This is a genomic window from Streptomyces sp. NBC_01237 (genome assembly GCF_035917275.1).
Lineage (GTDB): Bacteria > Actinomycetota > Actinomycetes > Streptomycetales > Streptomycetaceae > Streptomyces.
In genome coordinates, this window is the sequence record NZ_CP108508.1 from 6318551 (window position 1) to 6343621 (window position 25071).

Consider the following 25071-nt stretch of genomic DNA (forward strand, 5'->3'; position numbering starts at 1 on the left):
GGGCGAATCCTTCTTCCACCACACGTCAGTGATCTCCGGTCGGTCGGCAGGTGTCCGTCGTCCATCGAAACCCCGGGCCGGTCACCCCGTCCTCAGGCCAGGCTGTCGCGCCACGCGCGGTGCAGCCCCGCGAACCGGCCCGTGCCGCCGATCAGTTCGGCCGGGGCGCCGTCCTCCACGATCCGGCCGTGCTCCATCACCAGCACCCGGTCCGCGATCTCCACGGTCGACAGGCGGTGCGCGATCACCACCGCCGTACGGCCGTGCAGAACAGTGTCCATGGCCTGCTGCACCGCCCGCTCACCGGGGATGTCCAGGGAACTGGTCGCCTCGTCGAGGATCAGCACCGCGGGGTCGGCCAGCAGGGCCCGCGCGAACGCGACCAACTGGCGCTGACCGGCGGAGATCCGGCCGCCCCGCTTGCGTACGTCCGTGTCGTACCCCTCGGGCAGAGAGGCGATGAAGTCATGCGCCCCGATGGCTCTGGCCGCGCGCTCGATATCCTGCGGACTCGCGTCCGGGCGGCCGATCGCGATGTTCTCCGCGACCGTCCCGGAGAACAGGAACGCCTCCTGGGTCACCATCACCACGCCCTTGCGCAACCCGGCCGTGTCGAGGTCCCGCAGGTCGACGCCGTCCAGCAGGACCCGGCCGTCCGTCGGATCGTAGAACCGGGCCAGCAGCTTGGCGAGCGTCGACTTCCCGGCACCCGTCGAGCCGACCACGGCCACGGTCTGCCCGGCGGGGATGTCCAGGCCGAAGCGGGGCAGCACCTCACCGCCCGTACGGTAGGCGAAGCTCACCGCGTCGAAGGTGACCTGCCGGCCCGGGTGGTCGCCGGACCGCGCGGGAAGCTCCTTGGGCGCGGTCGTCTCGGGGACGGTGGGCCGCTGGGCCAGCAGACCGGCGATCTTGTCCAGCGACGCGGCGGCCGACTGGTAGGAGTTGAGGAACATCCCGAGACGGTCGATCGGGTCGTACAGCCGCCGCAGATACAGCACCGCCGCGGCCAGCACCCCCAGGGCCAGCGTGCCGGACGCCACCCGGTAGGCGCCCCACAGCACCATCCCGGCCACCGCGGTGTTGGCGACCAGCCGGGAGCCGATGACATAGCGGGCCATCTCCAGCATCGCGTCACCGTTCGTCCGCTCGTGGCGGTGGTTGAGCGTGTCGAACACCGCGTCGTTGGTCCGTTCCCGGCGGAAGGCGCGGACCGGGCGGATTCCGTTCATCGTCTCCGCGAACTTCACGATGACCGCGGCGATCGCCGTGGACCGCCTGGCGAAGACCCGGCCCGCCCGCCGCTGGTAGAGCCGCACCAGCAGATACAGCGGGACGAACGAGAACACCGCGATCGCCCCGATGCCGAGGTCCAGCCAGAGCAGCATCAGCGAGATGGAGGCGAACGAGAGGACCACGCCGATCAGTTCCTGCAGGCCCTCGCTCAGCAGCTCGCGCAGCGACTCCACGTCCGTGGTGGACCGCGAGATCAGCCGGCCCGAGGTGTAGCGCTCGTGGAAGTCGACGCTCAGGGCCTGGGCGTGCCGGAAGATCCGGCCGCGCAGATCGAGCAGCACGTCCTGGTTGATCCGCGCGGCCGCCCTGATGAACGCGTACTGAAGGACTCCGGCACCGACGGAGCAGAGCGCGTAGCCGGCCGCCACCGCGATCAACGGCCCGTAGTCGTGGTCCCGGAAGGCCGGAACACCCCTGTCGATGGCGTACGCCACCAGCAGCGGGCCCGCCTGGACGGCGGCCTGCTGGAGCAGGAGGAAGAGCGCGGCCACGACGACCCGGCCGCGCATCGGGGCGAGCAGCGAGGTCAGCAGGGTCCGGGTCGCACCGCGCGGTGCGGGCAGGTCGTCCCGGTCGAACGAGTCCCCGGGGGGCTCGGAGCCCCCGCCGGACTCCTTTGACGGCGGTGCGGCCCCGCGCGCCAGGTCGTCGTCGGTGACCGCGTCGTCGGCGGTGGTCGTCATCGGGTGCTGCCCTCCTCGGCAGGGGTGTGCTCGGCGCCCGACATCAGCCAGGCGTACTCGGCGTTGCCGCGCAGCAGTTCCTGATGGGTGCCGACCGCGGTGATCCGGCCGTCGGAGAGCAGTGCCACCCGGTCGGCGAGCATCACGGTGGACGGCCGGTGGGCGACCACCAGCGCGGTCGTCCGCTCCAGCACGCGCCGCAGCGCCGCCTCCACCAGCGTCTCCGTGTGTACGTCCAGTGCGGAGAGCGGGTCGTCCAGCACCAGGAAGCGCGGCTCGCCGACCACGGCGCGGGCCAGCGCGAGACGCTGCCGCTGGCCGCCGGAGAGGCTGAGCCCCTGCTCGCCGACCTGGGTGTCGAGCCCCTGCGGCAGGTCGTACACGAAGTCGGCCTGAGCGACGGCGAGGGCCCGCCGCAGATCGTCCTCGCCCGCGCCCTCGGCGCCCATCAGCACGTTCTCACCGACCGTCGCGGAGAACAGCGTCGGCTCCTCGAACGCCACCGACACCAGCTCCCGCAGCCTCGGCCGCTCCAGCGCGGCGATGTCCTCGCCGTCCAGGGTGATCCGCCCGGCGGTCAGCTCGTGCAGCCGCGGTACCAGGGCGGTGAGCGTCGTCTTCCCGGAACCGGTGGCGCCCACCAGGGCCATCGTCTCGCCGGGCCTGATGCGCAGATCGATCCGCGTCAGTACGGGTACGGAGCCGGGTCGCGCGTCGGGGTAGCGGAACTCGACGCCCTCGAAGGCCATTCCACCCCGGTCGGGGGCGGTACCGGGGCGCGCACCGGTTTTGGCCATGGCGCAAGCGCCGGTATCGGCGTCGGCGTCGGCTTCGGTATCGGCGTCGGCTTCGGTATCGGCGTTGACATCGACATCGGCTTTCGCACCGGCTTCGGGGGCGGTCGCGCTCACCTCCGTATCGCGCTCCTCCGCCACGTCCATCACCTCGAAGTACCGCTCGGTCGCGGTCGCCGACTCCTGGCTGATGGCCAGCAGGAAACCGATCGACTCGACCGGCCAGCGCAGCGCCAGCGCTGTCGAGAGGAAGGCGACGAGCGTGCCCGCCGACAGATCACCGTCGGCCACCTCGACCGTGCCGAGCACCAGTGCCGCACCGATCGCCAGCTCGGGAATGGCGGTGATGAGGGCCCAGATCCCCGCGAGCAGACGCGCCTTGCCCAACTCCGTGGCGCGCAGCCGCCGGGAGAGCGCCCGGAAGGCCAGCGCCTGGCTGCGGTGCCGGCCGAAACCCTTGATGATGCGGATGCCGAGGACGCTCTCCTCGACCACCGTCGTCAGGTCCCCGACCTGGTCCTGGGCCTGACGCGCGACCACCGCGTACTTCGTCTCGAAGAGCGAGCACAGGATCATCAGCGGTATCGCGGGCGCCAGCAGCACCAGCCCGAGCGACCAGTCCTGGGCGAACAGGATGAGGAAACCGATCACGATCGTGGTGCCGTTGACGAGCAGGAACGTCAGCGGGAAGGCGAGGAACATCCGCAGCAGCATCAGGTCCGTGGTCCCGCGCGAGAGCAACTGCCCCGACGGCCACCGGTCGTGGAAGGCCACCGGCAGCCGTTGCAGATGGCGGTAGAGGGCGGCGCGCATCGATGCCTCCACCCCGGCCAGCGGCCGGGCCACCAGCCACCGCCGCAGCCCGAAGAGCAGGGCCTCGACGATGCCCAGCAGCAGGAGATACAGCGCGCCGAGCCAGACGCCGCCCGGGTCACGGTCGGCGACCGGGCCGTCCACCATCCACTTCAGCACGAGGGGGATCACCAGGCCCAGACAGGAGGCCAGGATGGCGACGAGAGCCGCGCTGAGCAGGCGGATCCGAACAGGGCGGACATAGGGCCACAGGCGCAGGAGGGAGCGCACGGCGGACCGTTCCGTGTGCTCGGCAGGTATTTCGGGCATCAGGGCCGACCCTACGTTTCACCACTGACATCGGTCCTGGGTATTTCTGCCCGCACGCACCCCGCACGCACCCGTACGCACCCCACACGCACCCGGCACCACCCGCCCACGCGCCCCGGACGCGCCCCGGTCCGGGGGTGGGTCGTACCCCGGCATCAACCGATCGGACGATGCCGGTTCGAGCGTTCCGGCCGATACCGCCGTGGCCCGTCCGCCGGAATTCTTGTGGCCATGGCGATCATCGAAGTGAACGGGCTGCACAAGGCGTACGGCGGGCGGACCGTGGTCGACGCGGTGAGCTTCCACGTCGACGAGGGGGAGATCTTCGGCGTCCTCGGACCCAACGGCGCGGGCAAGACCACCACCGTCGAATGCGTGGAGGGGCTGCGCGTCCCCGACGCCGGCACGGTCCGGATCGCCGGGCTCGACCCGGTCGCCGACCACGAGCGGGTGACCCAACTGCTCGGCGCCCAGCTCCAGGAGAGCGAACTCCAGGCCAAACTCACCGTGCGCGAGGCGCTGGAGCTCTACAGCGCGTTCTACCCGTCCGCCGCCGACTGGCGGCCCCTCGTCGGGCGGCTCGGCCTGGAGGACCGGCTCACCACCCGCTTCGGGAAGCTCTCCGGCGGCCAGAAGCAGCGGCTGTTCATCGCGCTCGCCCTGATCGGCAACCCCCGGGTCGTCGTCCTCGACGAGCTGACCACCGGCCTGGACCCACGGGCCCGCCGCGACACCTGGAAGCTCATCGAGGACATCCGCGACAGCGGGGTGACCGTTCTGCTCGTCACCCACTTCATGGAGGAGGCCCAGCGCCTCTGCGACCGGATCGCGGTCATCGACAAGGGCCGCGTCGTCGCCCTGGACACCCCGTCCGGACTGGTCCGGCAGGCCACCGGGTCCACCGTCATCTCCTTCGTCCCCACCCGCGCCCTCACCGGCCCGGAACTCACCGGCCTCACCGCGCTGCCGGGCGTCGCGACCGTCGCACCGCCCGACGGCGACGGCGCGCTCGTCCTCCACGCCACCGACGACACCGTCACCCCGCTCATCTCGCTGCTGACCGGGCTCGGCATCACCGCCCGCCGCCTGCGGGTCACCGAAACCAGCCTCGACGACGCCTTCCTCGATCTCACCGGACAGGACGCCTGACATGACCACCGCGCCCACCACCCGGAACACCCCGGCCCCCGCTCCCGCACCCGCCGGGCCCGTCGCCCGACGCCGCAGACCGGCGGGCGCCGTCCTGAGGGCCGAGACCCGGCTGTTCCTCCGCGAACCGGGCAGCCTCTTCTGGATCCTGGCCTTCCCGTCCGTACTCCTGGTGATCCTCGGCTTCGTCCCGGCCTTCAGGGAAGCGCAGGAAGACCTCGGGGCACGCCGTGTCATCGACCTGTACGTCCCGGTCTCCGTCCTGCTCGCCCTGATCATGTCGGGGATCCAGGCCATGCCCCCGGTGCTCACCGCCTACCGCGAACGCGGCATCCTGCGCCGGATGTCGACGACGCCGGTACGGCCCTCCGCCCTGCTCACCGCCCAGATCGTGCTGCACGGAGCGGCGGCGCTCGGCTCGGCGGCCCTGGTCATCGCCGTCGGCCGGCTCGCCTACGGCGTCCCGCTGCCCCGGCAACTCCCCGGATACGCCCTGGCGCTGCTGCTCGCCGTCGCCGGTGTGCTGGCCCTCGGCGCCACGATCTGCTCCCTGTCCCGTACGACCAAGGCGGCCGGTGCGGTCGGGTCGGTCAGCTACCTCGTGATGATGTTCACCGCCGGGGTGTGGCTGCCGGTCCAGACGATGCCCGGCACCCTGCGCCACATCGTGCAGCTCACCCCGCTCGGCGCCGCCTCCCAGGCCCTGGACCAGGCGGTCACCGGTCAGTGGCCGGGCTGGGTCCACCTCGGGGTCGTCGCCCTGTGGACCGTCGTGCTGGGCTTCACGGCGAGCCGCGTCTTCCGGTGGGAGTGACGGGGACCGGGCGCCCGGGGGAGACTGCGCGGATGACGCAGGCGCTCCGTACCCCCCACACGCCCGGAGCCGCCGGTCCCCACCGGGCCGACCAGCGCTGGGAGCAGTTCTACCGGTACGGCTCCTACGCCATCCTCACCCTCGCCACCCTGGTCGCGGCGGCCGCCGCCGACCTGATCATGACCCGTACCGAGATGTACGTGGCCGGGGTGCTGGCCGCCGCGGCGTACGCGCTCCAGTTCTGGTGGGGCCGCGTCCGCCCGCGTACCGCACCGGGGGCCCCGGCCGGGCAGGTCTACTACGCCCTGCGTACCGTCCTCGCCTTCGCGCTGGGCTGGCTCAACCCCTTCTTCGCGGTCTACGCGGCCCTCGGCTACTTCGACGTCGAGCCCCTGCTCCCCAGGCGCGCCGTCCGGGTCGGGCTGTTCGCCACCGCCGTCACCATGGCCGGTTCGCAGAGCGGAGGGCTGCCGCCCGCCTCCCCGATGAACTGGGTCGCCTTCGGCGCGCTGTTCGTCCTCAACGCCGCCCTGGTCGAGTTCTTCAGCAACGTCGCGGCCCGGGAGGCGGAGAAGGCCCGGATCCAGGTCGAGACCATCGCCGAGCTGGAGCGCACCAACCTCCGGCTGGAGGAGGCGATGGCCGAGAACGCGGCCCTGCACACCCAGCTCCTGGTCCAGGCCCGCGAGGCCGGGGTGGACGACGAGCGGCGCAGGCTGGCCGCCGAGATCCACGACACCCTGGCCCAGGGCCTCACCGGCATCATCGCCCAGCTCCAGGTCGTCACCTCCACCGCGGACACCGATCCGGAGACCGCCCGCGTCCACCTCGGCCGGGCCGCCGCGCTGGCCCGGCACAGCCTCGGCGAGGCCCGGCGCTCGGTCCACAATCTCGCCCCCGTCGCCCTGGAGCACGACGATCTGGTGGGCGCGCTGAAGGCCGCGGTGGCCGACTGGTCCCAACAGCGCCGGGTGCGGGCCGACTTCACGGTGACCGGGACCGTCGAGCAGGTCCACGACGAGATCGCCGCCGCTCTCCTGCGCATCGCGGGCGAGGCCCTCGCCAACGCCGGGCGGCACGCCGGGGCGGGCCGGGTCGGCGTCACGCTGTCCTTCATGGGCGACGAACTCGCCCTGGACGTCCGGGACGACGGGCGCGGCTTCGAGCCGGGCGCCGTGCCCCCGGCCGGCCGCAGCGGCGGATTCGGCCTCGGCGGGATGCGGGCCCGCGCCGAACGGGTCGCGGGCTCCCTGGAGGTGGAGTCGGGGCCGGGCCGGGGCACGGCCGTCTCGGCGCGGGTCCCCCTGGTCCGGCAGAGCTGATCACGCGTACCGTTCGACCTGCCATGACTGAGGAATCCGCACGCGTCATCACACTCATCGTCGTCGACGACCACCCCGTCGTACGGGACGGCCTGCGCGGCATGTTCACGTCCGCCCCCGGCTTCCGGGTCCTGGGGGAGGCGGCGGACGGCGTCGCGGGCGTGGACCTGGCCGCCCGCCTGGACCCCGACGTCGTCCTGATGGACCTGCGGATGCCCGGTGGCGGCGGGGTCGCGGCCATCGCCGAGCTGACCCGGCGCGGCGCCCGCTCCAGGGTCCTCGTCCTCACCACGTACGACACCGACTCCGACACGCTGCCCGCGATCGAGGCGGGCGCCACCGGCTATCTGCTCAAGGACGCCCCGCGCGAGGAACTGTTCGCCGCCGTCCGGGCCGCCGCCGACGGCCGCAGCGTCCTGTCGCCCGCCATCGCCTCCCGGCTGATGACCCGGGTGCGTACCCCCGAGGCCCCCGCCGACGAGTCCCTCTCCGCCCGGGAACGTGAGGTGCTGGCCCTGGTCGCGCGGGGGACCACCAACCGGGAGATCGCCGCCGAACTGTTCATCAGCGAGGCGACCGTGAAGACCCATCTGACCCATGTCTACGCCAAGCTCGGCGCCAAGGACCGGGCCGCGGCCGTCGCCGTCGGCTACGACCGGGGCATCCTCGGCTGACCTCCCGCCCGCGCCCCGCTCCCGGCTACGCCGTCACCCGCAGCAGCAGCACCGAGCGCGCCGGTACGGTCAGGTCCTCGCCGCCCGCGTGGGCCGTGCCCGGCGCGGCCGACTGGTCCTCCCGCGAGGTGTCCAGGACCAGTTCGTAGCGCGCCGCCCAGGGGGGTCCCGGCAGCCGAAAGCCGATCGGCTCCGCCCCGGCGTGCAGGATCGTCAGGAAGCTGTCGTCGGTGACCTGCTCGCCCCGCGCGTCCCGGCCGGGAATGTCGCGGCCGGAGAGGAAGAGCCCGAGCATCGCGGCCGGCGCGTACCAGTCGGCCTCCGTCATCTCCGTACCGTCGCGGGTGAACCACGCCAGGTCCCGCAGTCCGTCCGGGGCCTGCGGGCGCCCGGAGAAGAACGCCCGGCGGCGCAGCACCGGATGGGTGTGGCGCAGCTTCAGCACCCGGGCCGTCAGCTCGGTCAGCTCCCGCCACCGGGGCTCCTCCAGCAGCGACCAGTCCAGCCAGCTGACCTCGTTGTCCTGGCAGTACGCGTTGTTGTTGCCGCCCTGGGTACGCCCCATCTCGTCGCCCGCCACCAGCATCGGTACGCCCGTGGAGAGCAGCAGCGTGGTGAGGAGGTTGCGCAGCCGGCGCAGGCGCAGGGCGTTGATCCGCGGGTCGTCGCTCTCGCCCTCGGCCCCGCTGTTCCAGGCGCGGTTGTCGTCGGTGCCGTCGCGGTTGCCCTCGCCGTTGGCCTCGTTGTGCTTGTGCTCGTAGCTGACCAGGTCGCGCAGGGTGAAGCCGTCGTGCGCGGTGACGAAGTTGACGGAGGCGTACGGCCGTCGGCCGCCCCAGGCGTACAGGTCGCTCGATCCGGTCAGCCGGTAGCCGAGGTCCCGTACGTCGGGCAGGGCGCCGCGCCAGAAGTCCCGTACGGCGTCGCGGTAGCGGTCGTTCCACTCCGTCCACAGGGGCGGGAAGGCGCCGACCTGGTAGCCGCCGTCGCCGACGTCCCACGGTTCGGCGATCAGCTTGACCCGGCGCAGCACCGGGTCCTGGGCGATCACCGCGAGGAACGGGGAGAGCATGTCGACGTCGTGCATCGAACGGGCCAGTGCCGCCGCCAGGTCGAAACGGAAGCCGTCGACGCCCATCTCCGTCACCCAGTAGCGCAGGGAGTCCGTGATCAGCCGCAGGACGTGCGGCTGCACCACGTGCAGGGTGTTGCCGCACCCCGTGTAGTCCGCGTATCTGCGGGCGTCGGGCTGGAGGCGGTAGTAGCCGCGGTTGTCGATGCCGCGCAGGGACAGCATCGGGCCCAGCTCACCCGCCTCCGCCGTGTGGTTGTAGACCACGTCGAGGATGACCTCGATCCCGGCGTCGTGCAGGGCGCGCACCATCCGTTTGAACTCGCCGACCTGGCGGCCCGCGGTGCCGCTCGCCGAGTACCCGGCGTGCGGGGCGAAGTAGCCGATGGAGTTGTAGCCCCAGTAGTTGTGCAGACCGCGCCGCAGCAGATGGTCCTCGTGCGCGAACTGGTGCACCGGCAGCAGTTCGACGGCCGTCACCCCCAGCCGTCGCAGATGCCCGATCGCCGCCGGGTGGGCGAGACCGGCGTACGTGCCCCGCAGCTCCGGCGGGATGCCGGGGTGCAGTTTCGTGAAGCCGCGCACATGCAGCTCGTAGATGACGCTGTCCGCCCACGGGGTCTTGGGGCGCCGGTCCTCCACCCAGTCGTCGTCGTCATGGACGACGACGCCCTTGGGCACGAAGGGGGCGGAGTCCCGGTCGTCGCGCACGGTGTCGGCGACCTGCTGCTGCGGCCAGTCCCGCACATGGCCGTACACCTCGGACGGCAGGGTGAAGGAGCCGTCCACCGCGCGCGCGTACGGATCGAGGAGCAGCTTCGCCGCGTTCCAGCGGGCGCCGGTCCAGGGGTCCCAGCGGCCGTGCACCCGGTAGCCGTACCGCTGTCCCGGCCGCACACCGGGCAGGAAGCCGTGCCGGATCTCATGGGTCAGCTCGGTCAGGAAACAGCGCCGCTCGCCGCCCCGCTCGTCGAAGAGACAGAGTTCGACCGCCTCGGCGCCGCCCGCCCAGAGCGCGAAATTGGTGCCCGCCACCCCGTCCGGACCGACCCGGAAACGGGCGCCGAGCGGCATCGGCGTACCGGGCCACACGACGGGGGCCGCCGTTTCGTCTCCGTACCCGGCCGTGCGGGGCTCCGGCTCCTGTACTGCCTCCTGCTCGGCTGCGCTCGACACCTCTCGGCCTCCCGCGGCTCGTACGGACCGGGGCCGGCGGGAGGGCACGCGGCGTCCCGGCCGCGGCCTCCCCCGTGCGGTCCCTCCGTGAAGTCCTCTGTGCAGTCCTCCCCCCTGTTCTGCCCAGGGCCGGGCCCGCACTCACGTTTCCCCCGACCGGCCCTGATCGTTGGGGGGACGTGAATCACGTAGCGAAGAGAGCACGGGCGGGTTCGGCCGCCGTGCTGACATGGGCAGGACTACTCACCGTGCTGGCCGTACTGGCCGGCTGCACCGACGGAATGCCGTCGGTCCTCAACGGAAAGCCGCGCACGCCGACGGACGTGATCCGGATCGTGCCCGAGGACGGTGCCAAGGACGTCGGGGCGAAGACCCGGATCGAGGTGAAGATCCCCGACGGGCGCCTGGAGAGCGTGCATGTGAGGCGGATCGAGGACGCCCGGGGGGAGGAGATCGCGGGCCGCATCTCCGAGGACGGGCTCTCCTGGATTCCGGAGGCGGACGCGGGCCGGATCGGGCTGGCCGCGAAGTACAGCGTGGACGCGGTGGCCGTGGACGGGGAGGGGCGCCGCTCGGCCCGCCACACCACCTTCACCACGGCCGTGCCCGACCACCGCTTCATCGGCTACTTCAAGCCGGAGAACCGGTCCACCGTCGGGACCGGGATGATCGTCTCCTTCTCGTTCAACCAGCCGGTCACCAACCGGGCGGCGGTGGAGAAGGCCATCAGGGTCACCGCCGAACCGTCGGTGGAGGTGGTGGGCCACTGGTTCGGCAAGGACCGTCTGGACTTCCGTCCGGCCGCCTACTGGAAGCCCGGCACCGAGGTCACGGTGGACCTGGGGCTGCGCGATGTGCAAGGTGCCCCCGGGGTGTACGGCAGTCAGGACAAGACGGTCGTCTTCACCGTGGGCCGGTCCCAGGTGTCCCTGGTGGACGCGGCGGAGCACACCATGGAGGTACGCCGCGACGGGGAGGTGATCAGCACCATCCCGATCTCCGCGGGCGGCCCGAAGACGACGACGTACAACGGGAAGATGGTGGTGACCGAGATGCACGACGTGACCCGGATGGACGGCCGGACGGTCGGGTTCGGCGGGGAGTACGACATCAAGGACGTCCCGCACGCCATCCGGCTCACCGAGTCCGGCACCTTCCTGCACGGCAACTACTGGGAGCCGTACGACACCTTCGGCTCCGAGAACACCAGCCACGGCTGTGTCGGACTGCGCGACGTGAAGGGCGGCAGCGGGGACACCCCGGCGGGCTGGTTCTTCGACCGGACCCTCGTCGGGGACGTGGTCGAGGTGGTCAACTCCCGTGACAAGAAGGTCGCTCCGGACAACGGGCTCGGCGGCTGGAACCTCGACTGGAAGAAGTGGAAGGCGGGCTCGGCACTGCGCTGACACCCCGTGCGGTACGGGGCCGGCGCCCGCGTCGGTCCCGGCCCCTTCCCGGCTCCCCGTTTCCCGGCTCCGTCCCGGTCCCGGCGGGCGCCGCCCCTCGCGCCGTTCTCCCGGCGCCCGGCGCCGCCGGGGCCCCGCACCCCGTGCCACCTGCGCATGTCCCGGACAAGTTGGGACTGAACGGTGACATTCGCGGGGGAGTCCACCCGCCTCCGGTGTGATTATCTTGCGCCGAGCACGCATATGCAGCGTGCGGGGGTGCGGGCCGGGCGGTGCCAGGCCGTGCGAGGGGAGACGACCACATTGAACGGGCAGCCGATATCGGGGGCATCGGCCGGGGCGAGCAGGGGAAGGCGCGGGCGTGGGGGCCCGGGACTCCTGGCCCTGGTACTGGGTGCGCTGCTGTTGCTGGTGACGGCATGCGGCGGTAACGCCGACGCGGGGGACAAGGCGGGCGGCGGCTCGAAGGCGGAGGACACCAGCGCCTCCGAAGCGGTGGTGACCGTCGCACCGAAGGACGGCGCCGACTCCGTGTCCACCAGCGGAGCGCTGAAGGTCTCGGCCGCCCAGGGCAAGCTGACCACCGTGAAGGTGGCCGACCCCAAGGGCAACGCGGTCGAGGGCAAGATCGCGGCCGACGGTGCGAGCTGGGCACCGGAGCGGCATCTGGCCGCGGCCACCAAGTACACGGTGCACGCGGTCGCCAAGGACGGCAAGGGCCGTGAGTCGGCGAAGGACACCACGTTCACCACGCTGGTTCCGCAGAACACCTTCATCGGCCAGTACACGCCGGAGGACGGTTCGACCGTCGGCGTCGGCATGCCGGTCTCGATCCACTTCACCCGGGGCATCACCGACCCGGACGCCGTGAAGAACGCGATCAAGGTGACGTCGGAGCCGGCCGTCGAGATCGCGGGCCACTGGTTCGGCAACGACCGTCTCGACTTCCGCCCGGAGAACTACTGGGCCGCGGGCACCAAGGTGACCGTGGAGCTGAACCTCGACGGCGTCGAGGGACGGCCGGGCGTCTACGGCAAGCAGTCCAGGACGGTGAAGTTCACCATCGGCCGCAGCCAGGTCTCCACGGTGGACGCGAGCACGCACCGGATGAAGGTGGTCCGGGACGGCGAGCAGATCAAGGACATCCCGATCTCCGCGGGCGCCCCTGCGACGACCACGTACAACGGGCAGATGGTCATCAGCGAGAAGCTCAAGGTGACCCGGATGAACGGCGACACGGTCGGCTTCGGCGGTGAGTACGACATCAAGGACGTGCCGCACGCGATGCGGCTGTCCACGTCGGGCACCTTCCTCCACGGCAACTACTGGGGCTCCTCGGGCATCTTCGGCACGACCAACACCAGCCACGGCTGTGTCGGTCTGCGCGATGTGCGCGGCGGCTACGACGGCCAGACCCCGGCCGCGTGGTTCTTCAACAAGTCGCTCATCGGCGACGTGGTGATCGTGAAGAACTCCAAGGACAAGACGATCGCTCCGGACAACGGCCTCAACGGCTGGAACATGGACTGGTCGGAGTGGACCAAGTAGGTCCCCGTCGCGAAGAGCGTGGAGCGGGCCCGGTGCTGTGACCAACAGCACCGGGCCCGCTCCCGTTAGCCACGGTTAACCTGCTCCCCATGACCGTAACCCTCGAAGTACGCGACAACGTCGGCACGATCCGGCTGGACCGGCCGCCGATGAACGCCCTGGACATCGCCGTCCAGGACCGGCTGCGCGAGCTGGCCGACGAGGTGGCCCGGCGCGACGACGTGCGCGCCGTCATCCTCTACGGCGGTGAGAAGGTGTTCGCGGCGGGCGCGGACATCAAGGAGATGCAGCGGATGGACCACCCGGCGATGATCGTCCGGTCCAAGGCGCTCCAGGACTCCTTCACCGCCGTCGCCCGCATCCCCAAGCCCGTCGTCGCCGCCGTCACCGGCTACGCGCTCGGCGGCGGTTGCGAGCTGGCGCTCTGCGCCGACTTCCGGGTCGCGGCGGACAACGCCAAGCTCGGCCAGCCCGAGATCCTGCTCGGCCTGATCCCGGGCGCCGGCGGTACCCAGCGCCTGGCCCGGCTGGTCGGCCCGTCCAAGGCCAAGGACCTCATCTTCACCGGTCGTCAGGTGAAGGCGGACGAGGCCCTGGCGATGGGCCTGGTGGACCGTGTGGTGCCCGCCGCCGAGGTGTACGAGCAGGCGCACGCCTGGGCCACCCGGCTGGCGAAGGGGCCCGCGCTGGCGCTGCGCGCCGCGAAGGAGGCGGTGGACGGCGGACTGGAGACGGACATCGACACCGGGCTCACGATCGAGCGGAATTGGTTCGCAGGTCTGTTCGCCACGGAGGACCGTGAGCGCGGTATGCGCAGCTTTGTGGAGGAGGGTCCGGGCAAGGCCAAGTTCCTCTGACCGAACGCCAGTTGGGTACGTGGGGACGACGGTTCATTCGTGCGAGCGGATTATCCGGACCTTAAGGCAGCCTTAAGGCGCGGACGCCCTCGGCCGCGGTTTTTCCCGGTCGGGGGTGCGTTCTCCCAGGTCAGATGGGTTGTGTGCGGCGTCGGCTTGCCTCTGGCATATGCCAAAACACCCCTACGGAATGATGCGTTCCGGGGGGCGGATTCCCTGGGAACGGCCCCGGAAGCCGCTCCGTGCGGCCATGATGGTGGACATGGCGGGCCTGGAGGGTGTGGAACAGCCGCGACCGTGCGGCAGCGCGGCGGCGGCACGCTTGACGTCGACTGTTGAGGACGAACAGGCGTTCAAGGCACTGGAGTTGTTCGGAAATCCGACCGAGGGTGAGGTCCGGCTGCCCTCGCGGCCGGAGTCCGCGGCCACCGCCCGCCGGCTCACTTCCTGTGTGGTGCTGCGTCAGTGGGCGCTCTCGCCGCAGACCGCCGAGTACGCGGTGCTGCTCGTCTCGGAACTCGTCGGCAACGCGGTACGGCACACCGGCGCCCGGGTCTTCGGGCTGCGGATGCTGCGCCGTCGCGGCTGGATCCGGATCGAGGTGCGCGACCCCTCGCGCGGGCTGCCCTGTCTGATGCCCGTGCGTGAGATGGATGTCAGCGGGCGCGGTCTCTTCCTGGTCGACAAGCTCTCCGACCGCTGGGGCGTGGATCTGCTGCCGCGCGGCAAGACCACCTGGTTCGAGATGCGGATCTCCGACCGCTGACACACAGAAGCCCCCGGTCGGCCGTGGTGCGGCGCTGCGGGGGCTTCTGTGGGAGGCCGTGAAATGGGGGGTGTTCTCACGGCCGCTTGTGACGACCCGGCCCGGGTCAATGGGGGTCGTGTCACCGACTATGGCAGACGGGCGACCCCGGCGCCAAAGTCGCATTTCTCTTTATTTTCGACATAACCGGACAATCCATAGGTGAATCGTAGGTGTGCTGGGTCACTCGCCTGGCATTCAGTGAATCCTTATGGCATCCGATGAATGATTCATAGACCATCCAGAGGGTCGTTCAATCGGTATATTTCGCCCGTCCCACCTCTACTGTGATGCGGGGATCCGCCGTCCTGCCGGACACCGGATCCGTCACGCCGATCCCGCGAGGTGGACGTGCATGAACGGTCGCGAAACACCGGTGCGCCGCCGGGAAGCCCTGCGCGCGGGCGCCGGGGCGCTCACCGCGGCAGCGCTCGCCGCAGGCTGCGCGGACGGCGGGGGCACCGCAGCGGACGGCGGGAGCACCGCATCGCGCACGCCCGCCGCCCGCCCCGCCGCGAGCCCGGCGAAGAACGCGCGGAACGCCGCGGCCCCCGCACCCCGCCGCTTCCGCGGGCAGCCGGTCCAGGTGAGCCACGGCCCCCGCGACCGGGCCCGCGTCGCCCTCACCTTCCACGGGCAGGGTGACCCCGCCGTCGCCGAGTCCGTACTCGCCGCGGCCGAACGGGCCGGGGTCCGGCTCACCGTGCTCGCCGTCGGCAGCTGGCTCGACGAGCACCCCGGCATGGCCCGCCGCATCCTCGGCAGGGGGCATGACCTCGGCAACCACACCCAGCACCACCTCGACATCAACACGATGGGCGAGAGCGAGGCGTACGCGGAGATCACCGCCTGCGCCCGGCGCCTGCACCGGCTGACCGGGTCCATCGGCACCTGGTTCCGGCCCTCGCGCGCCCAGTACGCCACCCCGCTCGTCCAGCGGCTCGCCCGTCGGGCCGGCTACCCGCACGTCCTGTCGTACGACGTGGACTCCCTCGACTTCACCTCGCCCGGCGTCCCGGCCGTCACCCGCAAGGTCGCCGGGGAGCTCCGCAACGGGTCCGTGGTGAGCCTGCACTTCGGTTACGCGGACACCGTCGCCGCGCTGCCGCTCCTCCTCACCGAAATCGACCGGCGCCGAATGCGCGCGGTGACCACCACGGAGCTGTTGACCTGATGCCTCCCTTCACCCGCACCACCACCACTGCCGCCACCGCCCTGCTCGGGGGCCTCCTCGTCGCCGCGCTCGCCGCCTGCGGCACCCCCGCGGACCGGGAGAGCCCCCGGGCGCGGAGCACCGAAGCCGCCGCGCCCGCCGAACCGGTCCGCGCCGCGGCCCCGCCCTCGCTGCCGGGCATGCCGCCCGTGCTCGACCCGAAGGACGTCTACGCCGCCGACCGGGCGGGCAGGCTGGCCCCGGCCGTCAAGAACTTCCCGCCCCGCGTGTACGTCCCCAACACCAGCTCCAACACGGTGTCGGTGATCGACCCGAAGACGTACAAGGTCATCGAGACCATCCCGGTCGGCAACCAGCCGCAGCACGTGGTGCCGTCCTGGGACATGAAGACGCTCTGGGTCAACAACGACCTCGGCGACAGCCTCACCGCCATCGACCCGGCCACCGGGAAGGCCGGCCGGACCGTCGAGGTCTCCGACCCGTACAACCTCTACTTCACCCCGAACGGCAAGTACGCCGTCGTCATGGCCTCGATGGACCGCGAGCTGGTCTTCCGGGACCCGCGGACCATGGACCGGGTCAAGACGGTCCCGGTGACCTGCGCGGGCGTCAATCACGCCGACTTCTCGGCGGACGGCAGGTACTTCATCGTCTCCTGCGAGTTCTCCGGCGAACTCCTCAAGGTCGACACGGAGAAGATGAAGGTCGTCGGTCAGCGGAAACTGCCGCTGAAGGGCGCGATGCCGCAGGACGTCAAGCTCTCCCCGGACGGGAAGACCTTCTACATCGCCGACATGATGGCGCACGGCATGTGGGTGCTGGACGGGCTGAAGTTCACCGCCCCGAAGCTGCTGCCCACCGGCAAGGGCTGTCACGGGCTCTATGTCGGCCGCGACTCCAAGGAGATGTACATCTCCAACCGGGGCGAGGGTTCCGTCTCCGTCTTCGACTTCGCGCGGAACGCACTGACGAAGAAGTGGCATCTGCCGGACGGCGGCAGCCCCGACATGGGCGGCGTCTCCGCCGACGGCAAGGTGCTGTGGCTGTCGGGGCGTTACGACGCCGAGGTGTACGCGATCGACACCACCAGCGGCAGGCAGCTCGCCCGTATCCCGGTCGGCAGCGGGCCGCACGGTCTCGCCGTGTACCCGCAGCCGGGCCGTTACTCGCTCGGCCACACCGGCATCTTCCGCTGAGCCGGCCCGGCACCGGCGACCGCCGCCGCGACCCGGCCGCCGCACGGGCCGCCGGGACGGCCCGATAATCTGACCCCGACAGTTGGCATGACGAAGGGGCGGAACAATGGCGGACATCGAGTCGGCGCGCAAGGCATTCGAGCGGTTCGACCAGGACGGCGACGGCCGGATAACGGCGACCGAGTACAAGAGCGCCATGGCGCAGCTGGGCGACCCCTACGTCACCGAGACGGTGGCGCAGGCGGTCATCAACTCCCACGACACGAACGGTGACGGCCGGCTCACCTTCGACGAGTTCTGGGCAGCGCAGAACAAGGGCTGACCGCAGGGGAACCCCCGGCCGGACCGGTCGGGGGGCCGTTGTTACCTCCCCGATGAGCCTTTCGGGTGAACTTCAGGCGTTCCCATGGACAGTGGGCCGTTTGTTGTGCGTATGTCCACCGGCAAGGGTCGGGCCGTGATGTTCCCCGGTCCGCCCACCGAATCCGCCGAACCTGCCGAACCCGCTGTGCCCGCCGCACCCGTGAGACCCGATGACGCCGCGCCGGATCGCCCGCCGTGAACAGGCCGTACCGGCCCTGGTCGTCCTGGTCTCGGCGGTCCTGACCGTCGTCCCCGGCCCGCACCGGCTCAGCACGCGCTGGGCGTATGGACCACGAGCGTCGTCAGCAGGGCCGGGACCGGGTCCCTACCGGGGCCAGCCGCTCAGCTCGTCGTCGCGCGGGGCCAGGACCACCGCGGGCGCGCCGGGGCCGAAGCCCATCACCGGCCGGGTCGCGTCCCAGGACGGCCAGCCCGGGTCGCCGGAGACGGCGAACCGTACCCACGCGCCGTGCATCGCGTCCGCCAGTTCCTGCGGGGCGTCGGGGCCGGTCAGGGCCACTGTGTCGGGGTGGGCCAGGGTGTCGAAGACGAAGCCGATCTCCAGGGCGTGACAGGCGCCGAGCCGCCGCACGGGGGAGGGCCAGCCGAACTCGTAGAAATACGTGGCCCCGGCCGCGTCCGTGCGGGCGTCGGCCAGCCGGTTGAGCGGGACCCGCAGCAACAGGTCCGTGGCGATCGCGCCCAGCAGCTCGCCCGGTGTGGCACCCGGCCGGTTGGCCCGGTACGGGCGCGCCATGGCGGCGGACACCTTGAACTTCAGCAGCGCCAGGCGGAGCTTGACCTTCCCCAGCTTCTCGACCAGTCCGCTGGGGACGAACCAGAGCCGGTACTCCTCGCTGTTCGTCCCCATCAGCAGATCGACGTCGGCCGAGGCGCCGGCCCGCAGCGCCTCGGCCGGATCGCGGGGCAGCAGATCGCCGTCCACCACTATCTGGAAGGAGTTCCCACCGGTCAGCGGCGATCCGCCGCCCGTCACCTCGGTCTGCGCGGCGAGCAGCTCCGCCGGGTCCGCGGCGGCCAGTGCGGCGGCCGTCGCCGGGAGGCCCAGCCGCTTCGCGATCCGCTCGGTCGTACCGCGCCCGGCCGCCACGGAGAGCGCGGTGGGCGCCCCGCTCTGGAGCACCGCACGCCGGAACAGCCCCGCCGCCCTCGGCGCGGCCAGCAGCGCTCCGATGCTGATCGCGCCCGCCGACTCACCGGCCACCGTCACCCGGTGCGGATCGCCGCCGAACGCCGCGATGTTGTCCCGCACCCACTCCAGCGCCGCGATCTGGTCCAGCAGCCCGCGGTTGGCGGGCGCGTCCGGGAACACCCCGAAGCCCTCCATCCCCAGGCGGTAGTTGACCGAGACGAGCACCACCCCGTCGCGGGCGAACGCCGCCCCGTCGTACACCGGCACGGCGGAGGAGCCGTGCAGCAGCGAACCGCCGTGGATCCAGACCAGGACCGGCAGTCCCGCCGGGCCGGTCGACGGGGTCCACACATTGAGGTTGAGACAGTCCTCGCCCGCCACCTCGGGGTCCGGCAGCAACGCGTCCAGCGGCGGGGCGTAGGGGCGCTTGGGCGCCGTCGGGCCGTACGCGACGGCCTCCCGGACGCCCTGCCACGGCTCCGGCGGCTCCGGCGCCCGGAAGCGGCGCGCGCCCACCGGCGGCGCCGCGTACGGGATGCCCCGGAAGACCGCCACACCGTGCTCCAGCGTGCCGCGGACGGCGCCGTGGGCGGTGGCCGCCTGCGGGGGTATCTCCACCTGGGTCTCGGACATGGTGCGCATCAGCCCTTTCGCAAGTCGATGGACGAGGTGCCGTACGGATGGTGGGTGAGGGAGCCGTCGGGGTGCGGCACCTCGACCGGAACCGGTGACTCGATACGTACCCGTTCCGGCGCCGCGCCGACCTGGACCGGGCCCCGGGGTGGGCACCGCCCCGCGCGCCCGGGAGAGCCCGCCGGGCCGAGGGGCGACGTGTACCCGCAGGTGGCCGGGCTCGGCCGGGGCGACGCCGGGCGTGTGCACCAGCAGATCACGGCCGGGGGTGGCCGACCATCCGCGGCAGAGCCCCTCGATCCGGTCGCCCAGGCCGCCCCGGCGGCGCTCAGGACGTGGTGGCCGTGGTCCGGTGTGCGCTCAGGACGTGGTGGCCGTGGTCCGGTGGCGTGCTCAGGATGCGGTGGCCGTCAGGGCACGCTTGAGGACCTTGCCGGTCGGGCCGAGCGGCAGCCGCTCGGTGAACCGGACGATCCGCGGGTACTTGTGCCGCCCGAGCCGTTCCTTCGACCAGGCGATCAGCTCGTCCCCGGTGACCGGCTCCGCGTCCGGCCGGACCACCACGACCGCGCAGATCTCCTCGCCCCGCGCGTCGTCGGGCACCCCGATCACCGCGACCTCGCCGACCGCGGGATGCCGGATCAGGATCTCCTCGACCTCGCGCGGATAGATGTTGAACCCGCCCCGGATGATCAGGTCCTTCTTCCGGTCCACGATGCTCAGGTAACCGTCCGCGTCCCGCACCCCGAGGTCCCCGGTGCGGAACCAGCCGTCCACGATCGCCGCCGCCGTCGCCTCCGGATCGTCCAGATAGCCCGCGAAGACACAGTGGCCGCGCACCACGACCTCGCCGATCTCCCCGTCCGCCAGCAGCCGCACCGACTCGTCCACCGCCGCGTCCGCGATCCCGATCTCCACGCCCCACACCGGATGCCCGACCGTACCGGGGCGCCGGCCCGGATGCGGCTGGTTGAACGTGGCGGCCGGGGACGTCTCGGTCAGCCCGTACCCCTCCAGGACCTGCGTGGAGAAGGCCGCCTCGAACCGCTCCAGGACCGCCACCGGCAACGCCGCACCACCCGAGACCGCCGCCCGCAGTGTCAGCCCCCGTGCCGCCTGCCCGCCCAGCGCCGCCGCCTCGACCAGGGCGTGGTACATGGTCGGTACGCCCATGAAGATGCTCACGCTCTCGGCCGCCAGCGCCGTCAGGGCCGCCGCTCCGGTGAAGCGCGTCATCAGGACGAGGGTCGCCCCGGCCCGCAGCGTCGCGTTCATCGCACATGTCTGGCCGTAGCTGTGGAACAGCGGCAGACAGCCCAGCACCACATCGTCCGGGCCCATGTCCAGGAGGTCCTTGGTGATCACGGACGCGTTCATGACGATGTTGAGATGGGTCAGCCGCGCCCCCTTGGGGCGGCCCGTCGTCCCGCTGGTGTAGAGGATCACCGCGGTGCCGGTGGCCTCGGCGGGCTCGGCGGCGGTCAGCGGCTCACCGTCGGGTGCCCCGTTCAGGGCCCGCACCCCGGCCGCCCGAGCGGCCTCCTCGGCCACCGGCCACAGCGGCCCGGCACTGATCAGCGCCACCGACCGGCTGTGCCGCAGCACGTACGCCACCTCGTCCGCCACGAGCAGCGCGTGCACCGGGACCACCGTCGCCCCGGCGGCCAGCGCCCCGTAGTACGCGTACAGGAAGTCCGCGGAGTTCGGCAGCAGGACCGCCACCCGGTCGCCCGGCCGCACCCCGGCGGCCCGCAGCGCCCCCGCGCAGCGCAGCGACCGTGCCCACAGCTCCGCGTAGGTCAGACGCACCTCGCCGTCCACCACGGCGGTACGGCCGGGATACCGGCGGGCGGACTCGCCCAGGACAGAGGCGACGCTGAGAGACATGGCACGCTCCGGGAAACATGGCGTTAACACGGCTGATGTCCCTCAGAATCAGCCGTGCGTCCGTCTCCGCACAATGTGCAGGTGCCCACCATCCGCCCCGCTCACCTGGGCAGCGGCACCCGCAGCCGTGCGCCGGGCGCGGCATTCGCCTAATCTCCTGGCCATGGCGTCCGCGAAAGTCCCTCAGGGCCCCCAGAGCCCCCGGAGCTCCCCGACCCCGCAGGGGCCGTTGTCCGGCGGTGGCGAGGACATCGGTCTGCGGCACGACCTGGCCGCCGCCCTGCTGCCGGAGCTCGACGAGCTGACCCGCAGGGTCGTCGACGACATCCACGCGCACAGCGGTACGTACGCGGCGCAGAACCCCGTCAGCCGCGAGGACCTGTGGCGGATCTGCCGGGACAATCTGCTCTGCGCCCTGGAGGACTTCGGCGGACTGCCGCCCACCGGGGGCGACTTCGAGCACGCGGCCCGCGAGACCGGACGGCGCCGCGCCGAGCAGAACCTCCCCCTGGACACCGTCCTCCAGGCGTACCGGCGCGGCGGGCGGGTGATGTGGCAGGTCATGGCGGAGTACCTGCGCGCGGGCACGGGACGCCGGGAGCCGGGGCCCGGACAGCGGGAGCCGGGCACGGTGGACCGTCGCGACGTGGAGCTCGATGTGGCGGGCGCCCTCTGGGAGACCATCGACCGGTACTCCCTGGTCATGGCGGAGTCGTACCGGCTCACCCAGCTGGAGATGCAGGGCCGCCAGGACACCCGCCGCGTCGCCCTCTTCGAGGCGCTGCTCGACGGGCGCGGCTCCGATCCGGCCGTCGCCTCGGCGGCGGCCGCCGCACTCGGCGTACCGCTGCACGACCGGTATGTGATCGTGGTCGCCGCCCAGGACCCGGCCGCCCCGCCCAACCCGGCACCCGTACTCGACGAGCACGGCCTCTGGTCGTTCTGGCGGCCGCGCTCGGGGCGGTACGCGGGCATCGTGCGCCTGGCGGCGGGGGAGTCGGGCATGCTGCTGGAGCTGCTGCGCGGGCGGACCGGGGCGACCGCGGGGGTGTCCCCGGAGTTCGACCGGCTCGACGGTGCGGGCCGGGCGCTGCGGCTGGCCGAGCAGACGCTGCGCACGCTGCCCGCCAAGAGCGGCGGGGCGGCGGCGTTCGACGACCGGCTGACGGAGGTCCTGCTCACCGGGCGCCACGAGATCGCCGCCCGGATCGTCTCCCGGTACCTCGGCCCCGTACTGGACACGGCGGCCGAACGCGACGCGCTGCTCGACACGTTGCGCATCTGGCTCGACAACGGCTGTTCGGCGGCGCGGGCCGCCGAACTCCTCTACTGCCACCGCAACACGGTCCTCAACCGGATCGGCCGGGTCGCCGAACTCACCGGCAGATCCGCCGAGTCGGGTGAGGACCGGCTGGGGTGGGCACTGGCGCTGCGCGCCCTGCCGCTGTCGGGCACCGGTGACGAACCGGCGCCCGACGACTACTGGGACGTGACGCCTACTTGAGGTGGACGAGTCCGTCCGTGGTGACGGTCGGGCGGCCCTTGGTGCCGGCCACCACGATCTTGACGGTGTGCTTCGCACTGGAGGACCAGGACTTCGTCCAGATCGCGTCGCGGTACTTGGTGCTGGAGGACTTCAGGTCCACCGTGGCCACCTTGACTCCGTCCACATAGACGTACGCGATGCCGGAGGTCGAGGCGCGGGAGACCACCCAGGCGACCGAGCGGCCGGTGAACGTCCAGGTGAGGGCGGCGTTCCTGGTGCTGCTCGCGTACGACTTGCCACCCAGGTAGTGGGACGAGGACTTCGTCGACCAGCTGCCGGACTTCTTCGCCGAGGACTCCTTGAGGATGACCGGAGTACCGGTGACCGAGGCGGCCGCCGCGTTGCCCGCACGGTCGTACGCCGTCATCCTCCAGGCGGTCGCCACGCCGGACTTCGCGGTGTGGGAGGCGCTGACCGTCGTCGGACCGTACGTCTTGGCCGTGGGCGCGGTGAGCCTGACCTCCTTGAGCGAGACCGCGTCGGTGGCCTTCCACTTCAGTGTGAGCGGGACGGCGGTGGTGCTCACCGTGCCGGTGCGCAGCGACAGGCTCGGCCCGGCCGGGAAGGCGGGCGGCGTACGGTCGGCGACGACGGTCGCCGTCGCGGAGAGGCTGGTCCTCCCCGACTGGTGGGTGGCCCGGACCTGGACCTTGTGGCTGCCCGCGGCGAGCGTGGCCCGGGCCGAGGTGACGCCGCCCTTGGTGGTGGCCACGGACTTCCCGTCGACCAGCAGGTCGTACGCGGTGATGAACGCGGCGGGAGTGGAGGCCGCCCAGCCGACGGTGATGTCCGACGTGGTGTGGTAGGTGCCGCCCGAGGCGCTCGCTCCGGTCACCGACGTGATGGCCAGGCCCGTGACGGGGCCCGCGGCGAGGCCGCGGACAGCGGAGAGCTGACCGTAGAGCCTGCCGCCGGGGCACTGGGTGTTGAAGCCGTCCCGGTGGCCGGAGATCCGCTGGAAGGAGTACTTCCTCCCGGCGGTGAACTTCGTACCGGCGTAGTTGTTGCCCGCCGCGCCCGCGGTCAGCGGGACCGTACCGGCGGGGTCGCCGCCGTACTGGCCGAGCTTCCACGCGGCGATCCGGGCGACCGAGGCGGTCGCGGCGCTCGCGGCCTTCGTGTCGGTGTACATCCCGATCACGGCGATACCGGCGGTGTCGCGGTTGAAGCCGTAGGTGTGCGCGCCCTGGACCGCCCGGTCCACGCCGCCCTTACGGCCTTCGAAGATCTTTCCGCACTTGTCGACCAGGAAGTTGTAGCCGAGGTCCTTCCAGCCGTTCGACTTCACATGGAAGGCGAGCAGACCGCGCACGATGGCGGGAGAGTCGGCGCAGGAGTAGCTGTTGGTCTGCGCGGTGTGGTGGACGAAGACGGCTTTGACCGAGGACATGTAGTCCGGGGACTCGTTGTTCAGCGACTCGTCCGCGCCCCACCCGGCGCGCGGGACGACCGGCGGCCGGGGCACCGTGGACGGCGGGGCGGGCGGCAGGGTCGCCGACGGCTCGGCGGTCACGGACGGCGGCTGCGACGGGGCCGGGGACGTCAGCCCCGGGTCCGGGTCGGAGCTGGGCGTTCCGGCGGTCTCCGTCGTCGCGGAGGGGTCCGGTCCGGTGGTGTCGGACACGGACGGATCGGGCGACGGCGCGGTGTCGGGCGTCTGTGCCGGGTCCCCGGTGGCCGCCGGCTCTTCGGAGGGCTCCACCGGAGCGGTGTCGGCAGCGACGTACGCGGCCGGTTCGGCGGCCGTGGACGTGCTCCCTCCGGGGTCCACGGTGTCCAGCCGCAGCCCCTCCGGGAGCCCGGCCGACGTACCGTCCCCGGCGGTGACGCGGACCTCCACGCCGTTGGACGGACCGACCCAGCGGGGTTCGGTGGTGCCCCGGACGCCGGGGCGGCCCGCCTCGGTACGTCCGTCGATCTCGGTGTCGAGCGGCAGCCAGCCGGTCCATCTGCCCGTGGCGGCGGACCGGGTACGTGCCTCGACCTCGCCCGACACCCTGGCGGCCGGGTCGGTCCAGGTGACGCCGAGCATGCTGAACGGTTCGGTGCTGCGCCGGCGCAGGGAGGCGGAGTCGCCGTCCTCGGACACCTTCAGCGCGCTCTTGCGCACATCGGCCCGCGCGGGAGCGGACTTGGCGTCGGGGTCCTCGCCCGTGGTGGGTGTGCCGGTCACCCCCTGGACGACCAGGACACCCGCCACGGCTGCCGTCGCGACGGCAGCCGTGGCCCATACTCTTCGCTTCGATCTCACGTGATTCCCCGGGGACGTTGGTGAAAGGAGCGGCATTCCAGCAGGTCAGGAGCTGTGTGGGGGAACAGCGGTTCCGTCGGCGCGGCCGACGGCGACCTGTGGTGGTGCCGGTTTCCCCAGTCTTCCATGTGATCGTCTCTGATCTGTCCC

The 25071-nt window shown here is 72.0% G+C and carries 18 protein-coding genes; 12 read left to right on the forward strand and 6 right to left on the reverse strand.

All coding sequences use genetic code 11. The features are described 5' to 3' along the window. Positions 1 to 92 precede the first annotated feature (92 nt). On the reverse strand, positions 93 to 1979 hold the full coding sequence (locus OG251_RS28260) for an ABC transporter ATP-binding protein (RefSeq protein ID WP_326679755.1): 1887 nt from the start codon (positions 1977 to 1979) through the stop codon (positions 93 to 95). Then, positions 1976 to 3895 (reverse strand): ABC transporter ATP-binding protein, encoded by a 1920-nt coding sequence (locus tag OG251_RS28265; RefSeq protein WP_326679756.1) that lies wholly within the window; start codon positions 3893 to 3895, stop codon positions 1976 to 1978. Before OG251_RS28265 ends, OG251_RS28260 begins: the two co-directional genes overlap by 4 nt. Before the next feature lie 231 nt (positions 3896 to 4126). Between OG251_RS28265 and OG251_RS28270 the strand changes: the two genes are divergently transcribed. From OG251_RS28270 to OG251_RS28285, 4 genes are read left to right on the forward strand one after another with little or no spacing between them, the layout of a single operon-like run. Beyond that, a complete protein-coding gene (locus OG251_RS28270) occupies positions 4127 to 5044 on the forward strand; it encodes an ABC transporter ATP-binding protein (RefSeq protein WP_326679757.1) in 918 nt (305 codons plus the stop codon). Between the two features lies 1 nt (position 5045). Beyond that, positions 5046 to 5858, forward strand: a complete 813-nt coding sequence (locus OG251_RS28275) for an ABC transporter permease (RefSeq protein WP_326679758.1) — start codon at positions 5046 to 5048, stop codon at positions 5856 to 5858. A 32-nt stretch (positions 5859 to 5890) separates the two neighbouring features. Beyond that, complete coding sequence (locus OG251_RS28280) at positions 5891 to 7180, forward strand: sensor histidine kinase (RefSeq protein WP_326679759.1); 1290 nt, start codon at positions 5891 to 5893, stop codon at positions 7178 to 7180. A 23-nt stretch (positions 7181 to 7203) separates the two neighbouring features. After that, a complete protein-coding gene (locus OG251_RS28285; RefSeq protein ID WP_326679760.1) occupies positions 7204 to 7854 on the forward strand; it encodes a response regulator transcription factor in 651 nt (216 codons plus the stop codon). A 25-nt stretch (positions 7855 to 7879) separates the two neighbouring features. Here the strand turns inward: OG251_RS28285 and glgX are convergent, their stop codons facing one another. Continuing rightward, the gene (glgX, locus tag OG251_RS28290) at positions 7880 to 10102 is read right to left on the reverse strand and encodes a glycogen debranching protein GlgX (protein WP_326679761.1); all 2223 of its coding nucleotides are present in this window, start codon (positions 10100 to 10102) and stop codon (positions 7880 to 7882) included. Positions 10103 to 10281: 179 nt separating this feature from the next. On the opposite strand from glgX, the gene OG251_RS28295 reads away from it, so the two are divergent. The 7 genes from OG251_RS28295 (at position 10282) to OG251_RS28325 (ending at position 17410) form a co-directional block, all read left to right on the forward strand. Beyond that, entirely contained in the window at positions 10282 to 11508 is a 1227-nt protein-coding gene (locus tag OG251_RS28295; protein ID WP_326679762.1) for a L,D-transpeptidase, read from the forward strand. A 303-nt stretch (positions 11509 to 11811) separates the two neighbouring features. Beyond that, entirely contained in the window at positions 11812 to 13056 is a 1245-nt protein-coding gene (locus OG251_RS28300; RefSeq protein ID WP_326679763.1) for a L,D-transpeptidase, read from the forward strand. An 89-nt stretch (positions 13057 to 13145) separates the two neighbouring features. Continuing rightward, positions 13146 to 13913: an enoyl-CoA hydratase/isomerase family protein gene (locus OG251_RS28305; protein ID WP_073727105.1), complete on the forward strand. Its 768-nt coding sequence runs from the start codon at positions 13146 to 13148 to the stop codon at positions 13911 to 13913. Positions 13914 to 14163: 250 nt separating this feature from the next. Continuing rightward, entirely contained in the window at positions 14164 to 14679 is a 516-nt protein-coding gene (locus OG251_RS28310) for an ATP-binding protein (RefSeq protein WP_326681443.1), read from the forward strand. Between the two features lie 394 nt (positions 14680 to 15073). After that, positions 15074 to 15892 (forward strand): polysaccharide deacetylase family protein, encoded by an 819-nt coding sequence (locus tag OG251_RS28315; RefSeq protein WP_326679764.1) that lies wholly within the window; start codon positions 15074 to 15076, stop codon positions 15890 to 15892. Beyond that, positions 15892 to 17088 carry a YncE family protein gene (locus tag OG251_RS28320; RefSeq protein WP_326679765.1) on the forward strand — a complete coding sequence of 399 codons (1197 nt, stop codon included), beginning with the start codon at positions 15892 to 15894 and terminating at the stop codon, positions 17086 to 17088. The genes OG251_RS28315 and OG251_RS28320 overlap by 1 nt, the downstream gene beginning before the upstream one ends. 106 nt (positions 17089 to 17194) lie before the next feature. Continuing rightward, a complete protein-coding gene (locus tag OG251_RS28325) occupies positions 17195 to 17410 on the forward strand; it encodes an EF-hand domain-containing protein (RefSeq protein WP_326679766.1) in 216 nt (71 codons plus the stop codon). Between the two features lie 366 nt (positions 17411 to 17776). Here the strand turns inward: OG251_RS28325 and OG251_RS28330 are convergent, their stop codons facing one another. Both OG251_RS28330 and OG251_RS28335 read right to left on the reverse strand, forming a co-directional pair. Then, positions 17777 to 19237, reverse strand: coding sequence for a carboxylesterase/lipase family protein (locus OG251_RS28330; protein WP_326679767.1), 1461 nt, complete (start codon positions 19235 to 19237; stop codon positions 17777 to 17779). Between the two features lie 393 nt (positions 19238 to 19630). Next, positions 19631 to 21124, reverse strand: coding sequence for a long-chain-fatty-acid--CoA ligase (locus OG251_RS28335; protein ID WP_326679768.1), 1494 nt, complete (start codon positions 21122 to 21124; stop codon positions 19631 to 19633). A 163-nt stretch (positions 21125 to 21287) separates the two neighbouring features. Between OG251_RS28335 and OG251_RS28340 the strand changes: the two genes are divergently transcribed. Next, positions 21288 to 22628: a PucR family transcriptional regulator gene (locus tag OG251_RS28340; RefSeq protein ID WP_326679769.1), complete on the forward strand. Its 1341-nt coding sequence runs from the start codon at positions 21288 to 21290 to the stop codon at positions 22626 to 22628. On the opposite strand, the gene OG251_RS28345 is transcribed toward OG251_RS28340, so the two are convergent. Continuing rightward, a complete protein-coding gene (locus OG251_RS28345) occupies positions 22621 to 24921 on the reverse strand; it encodes a peptidoglycan recognition protein family protein (RefSeq protein WP_326679770.1) in 2301 nt (766 codons plus the stop codon). The genes OG251_RS28340 and OG251_RS28345 overlap by 8 nt on opposite strands. Positions 24922 to 25071 lie beyond the last annotated feature (150 nt).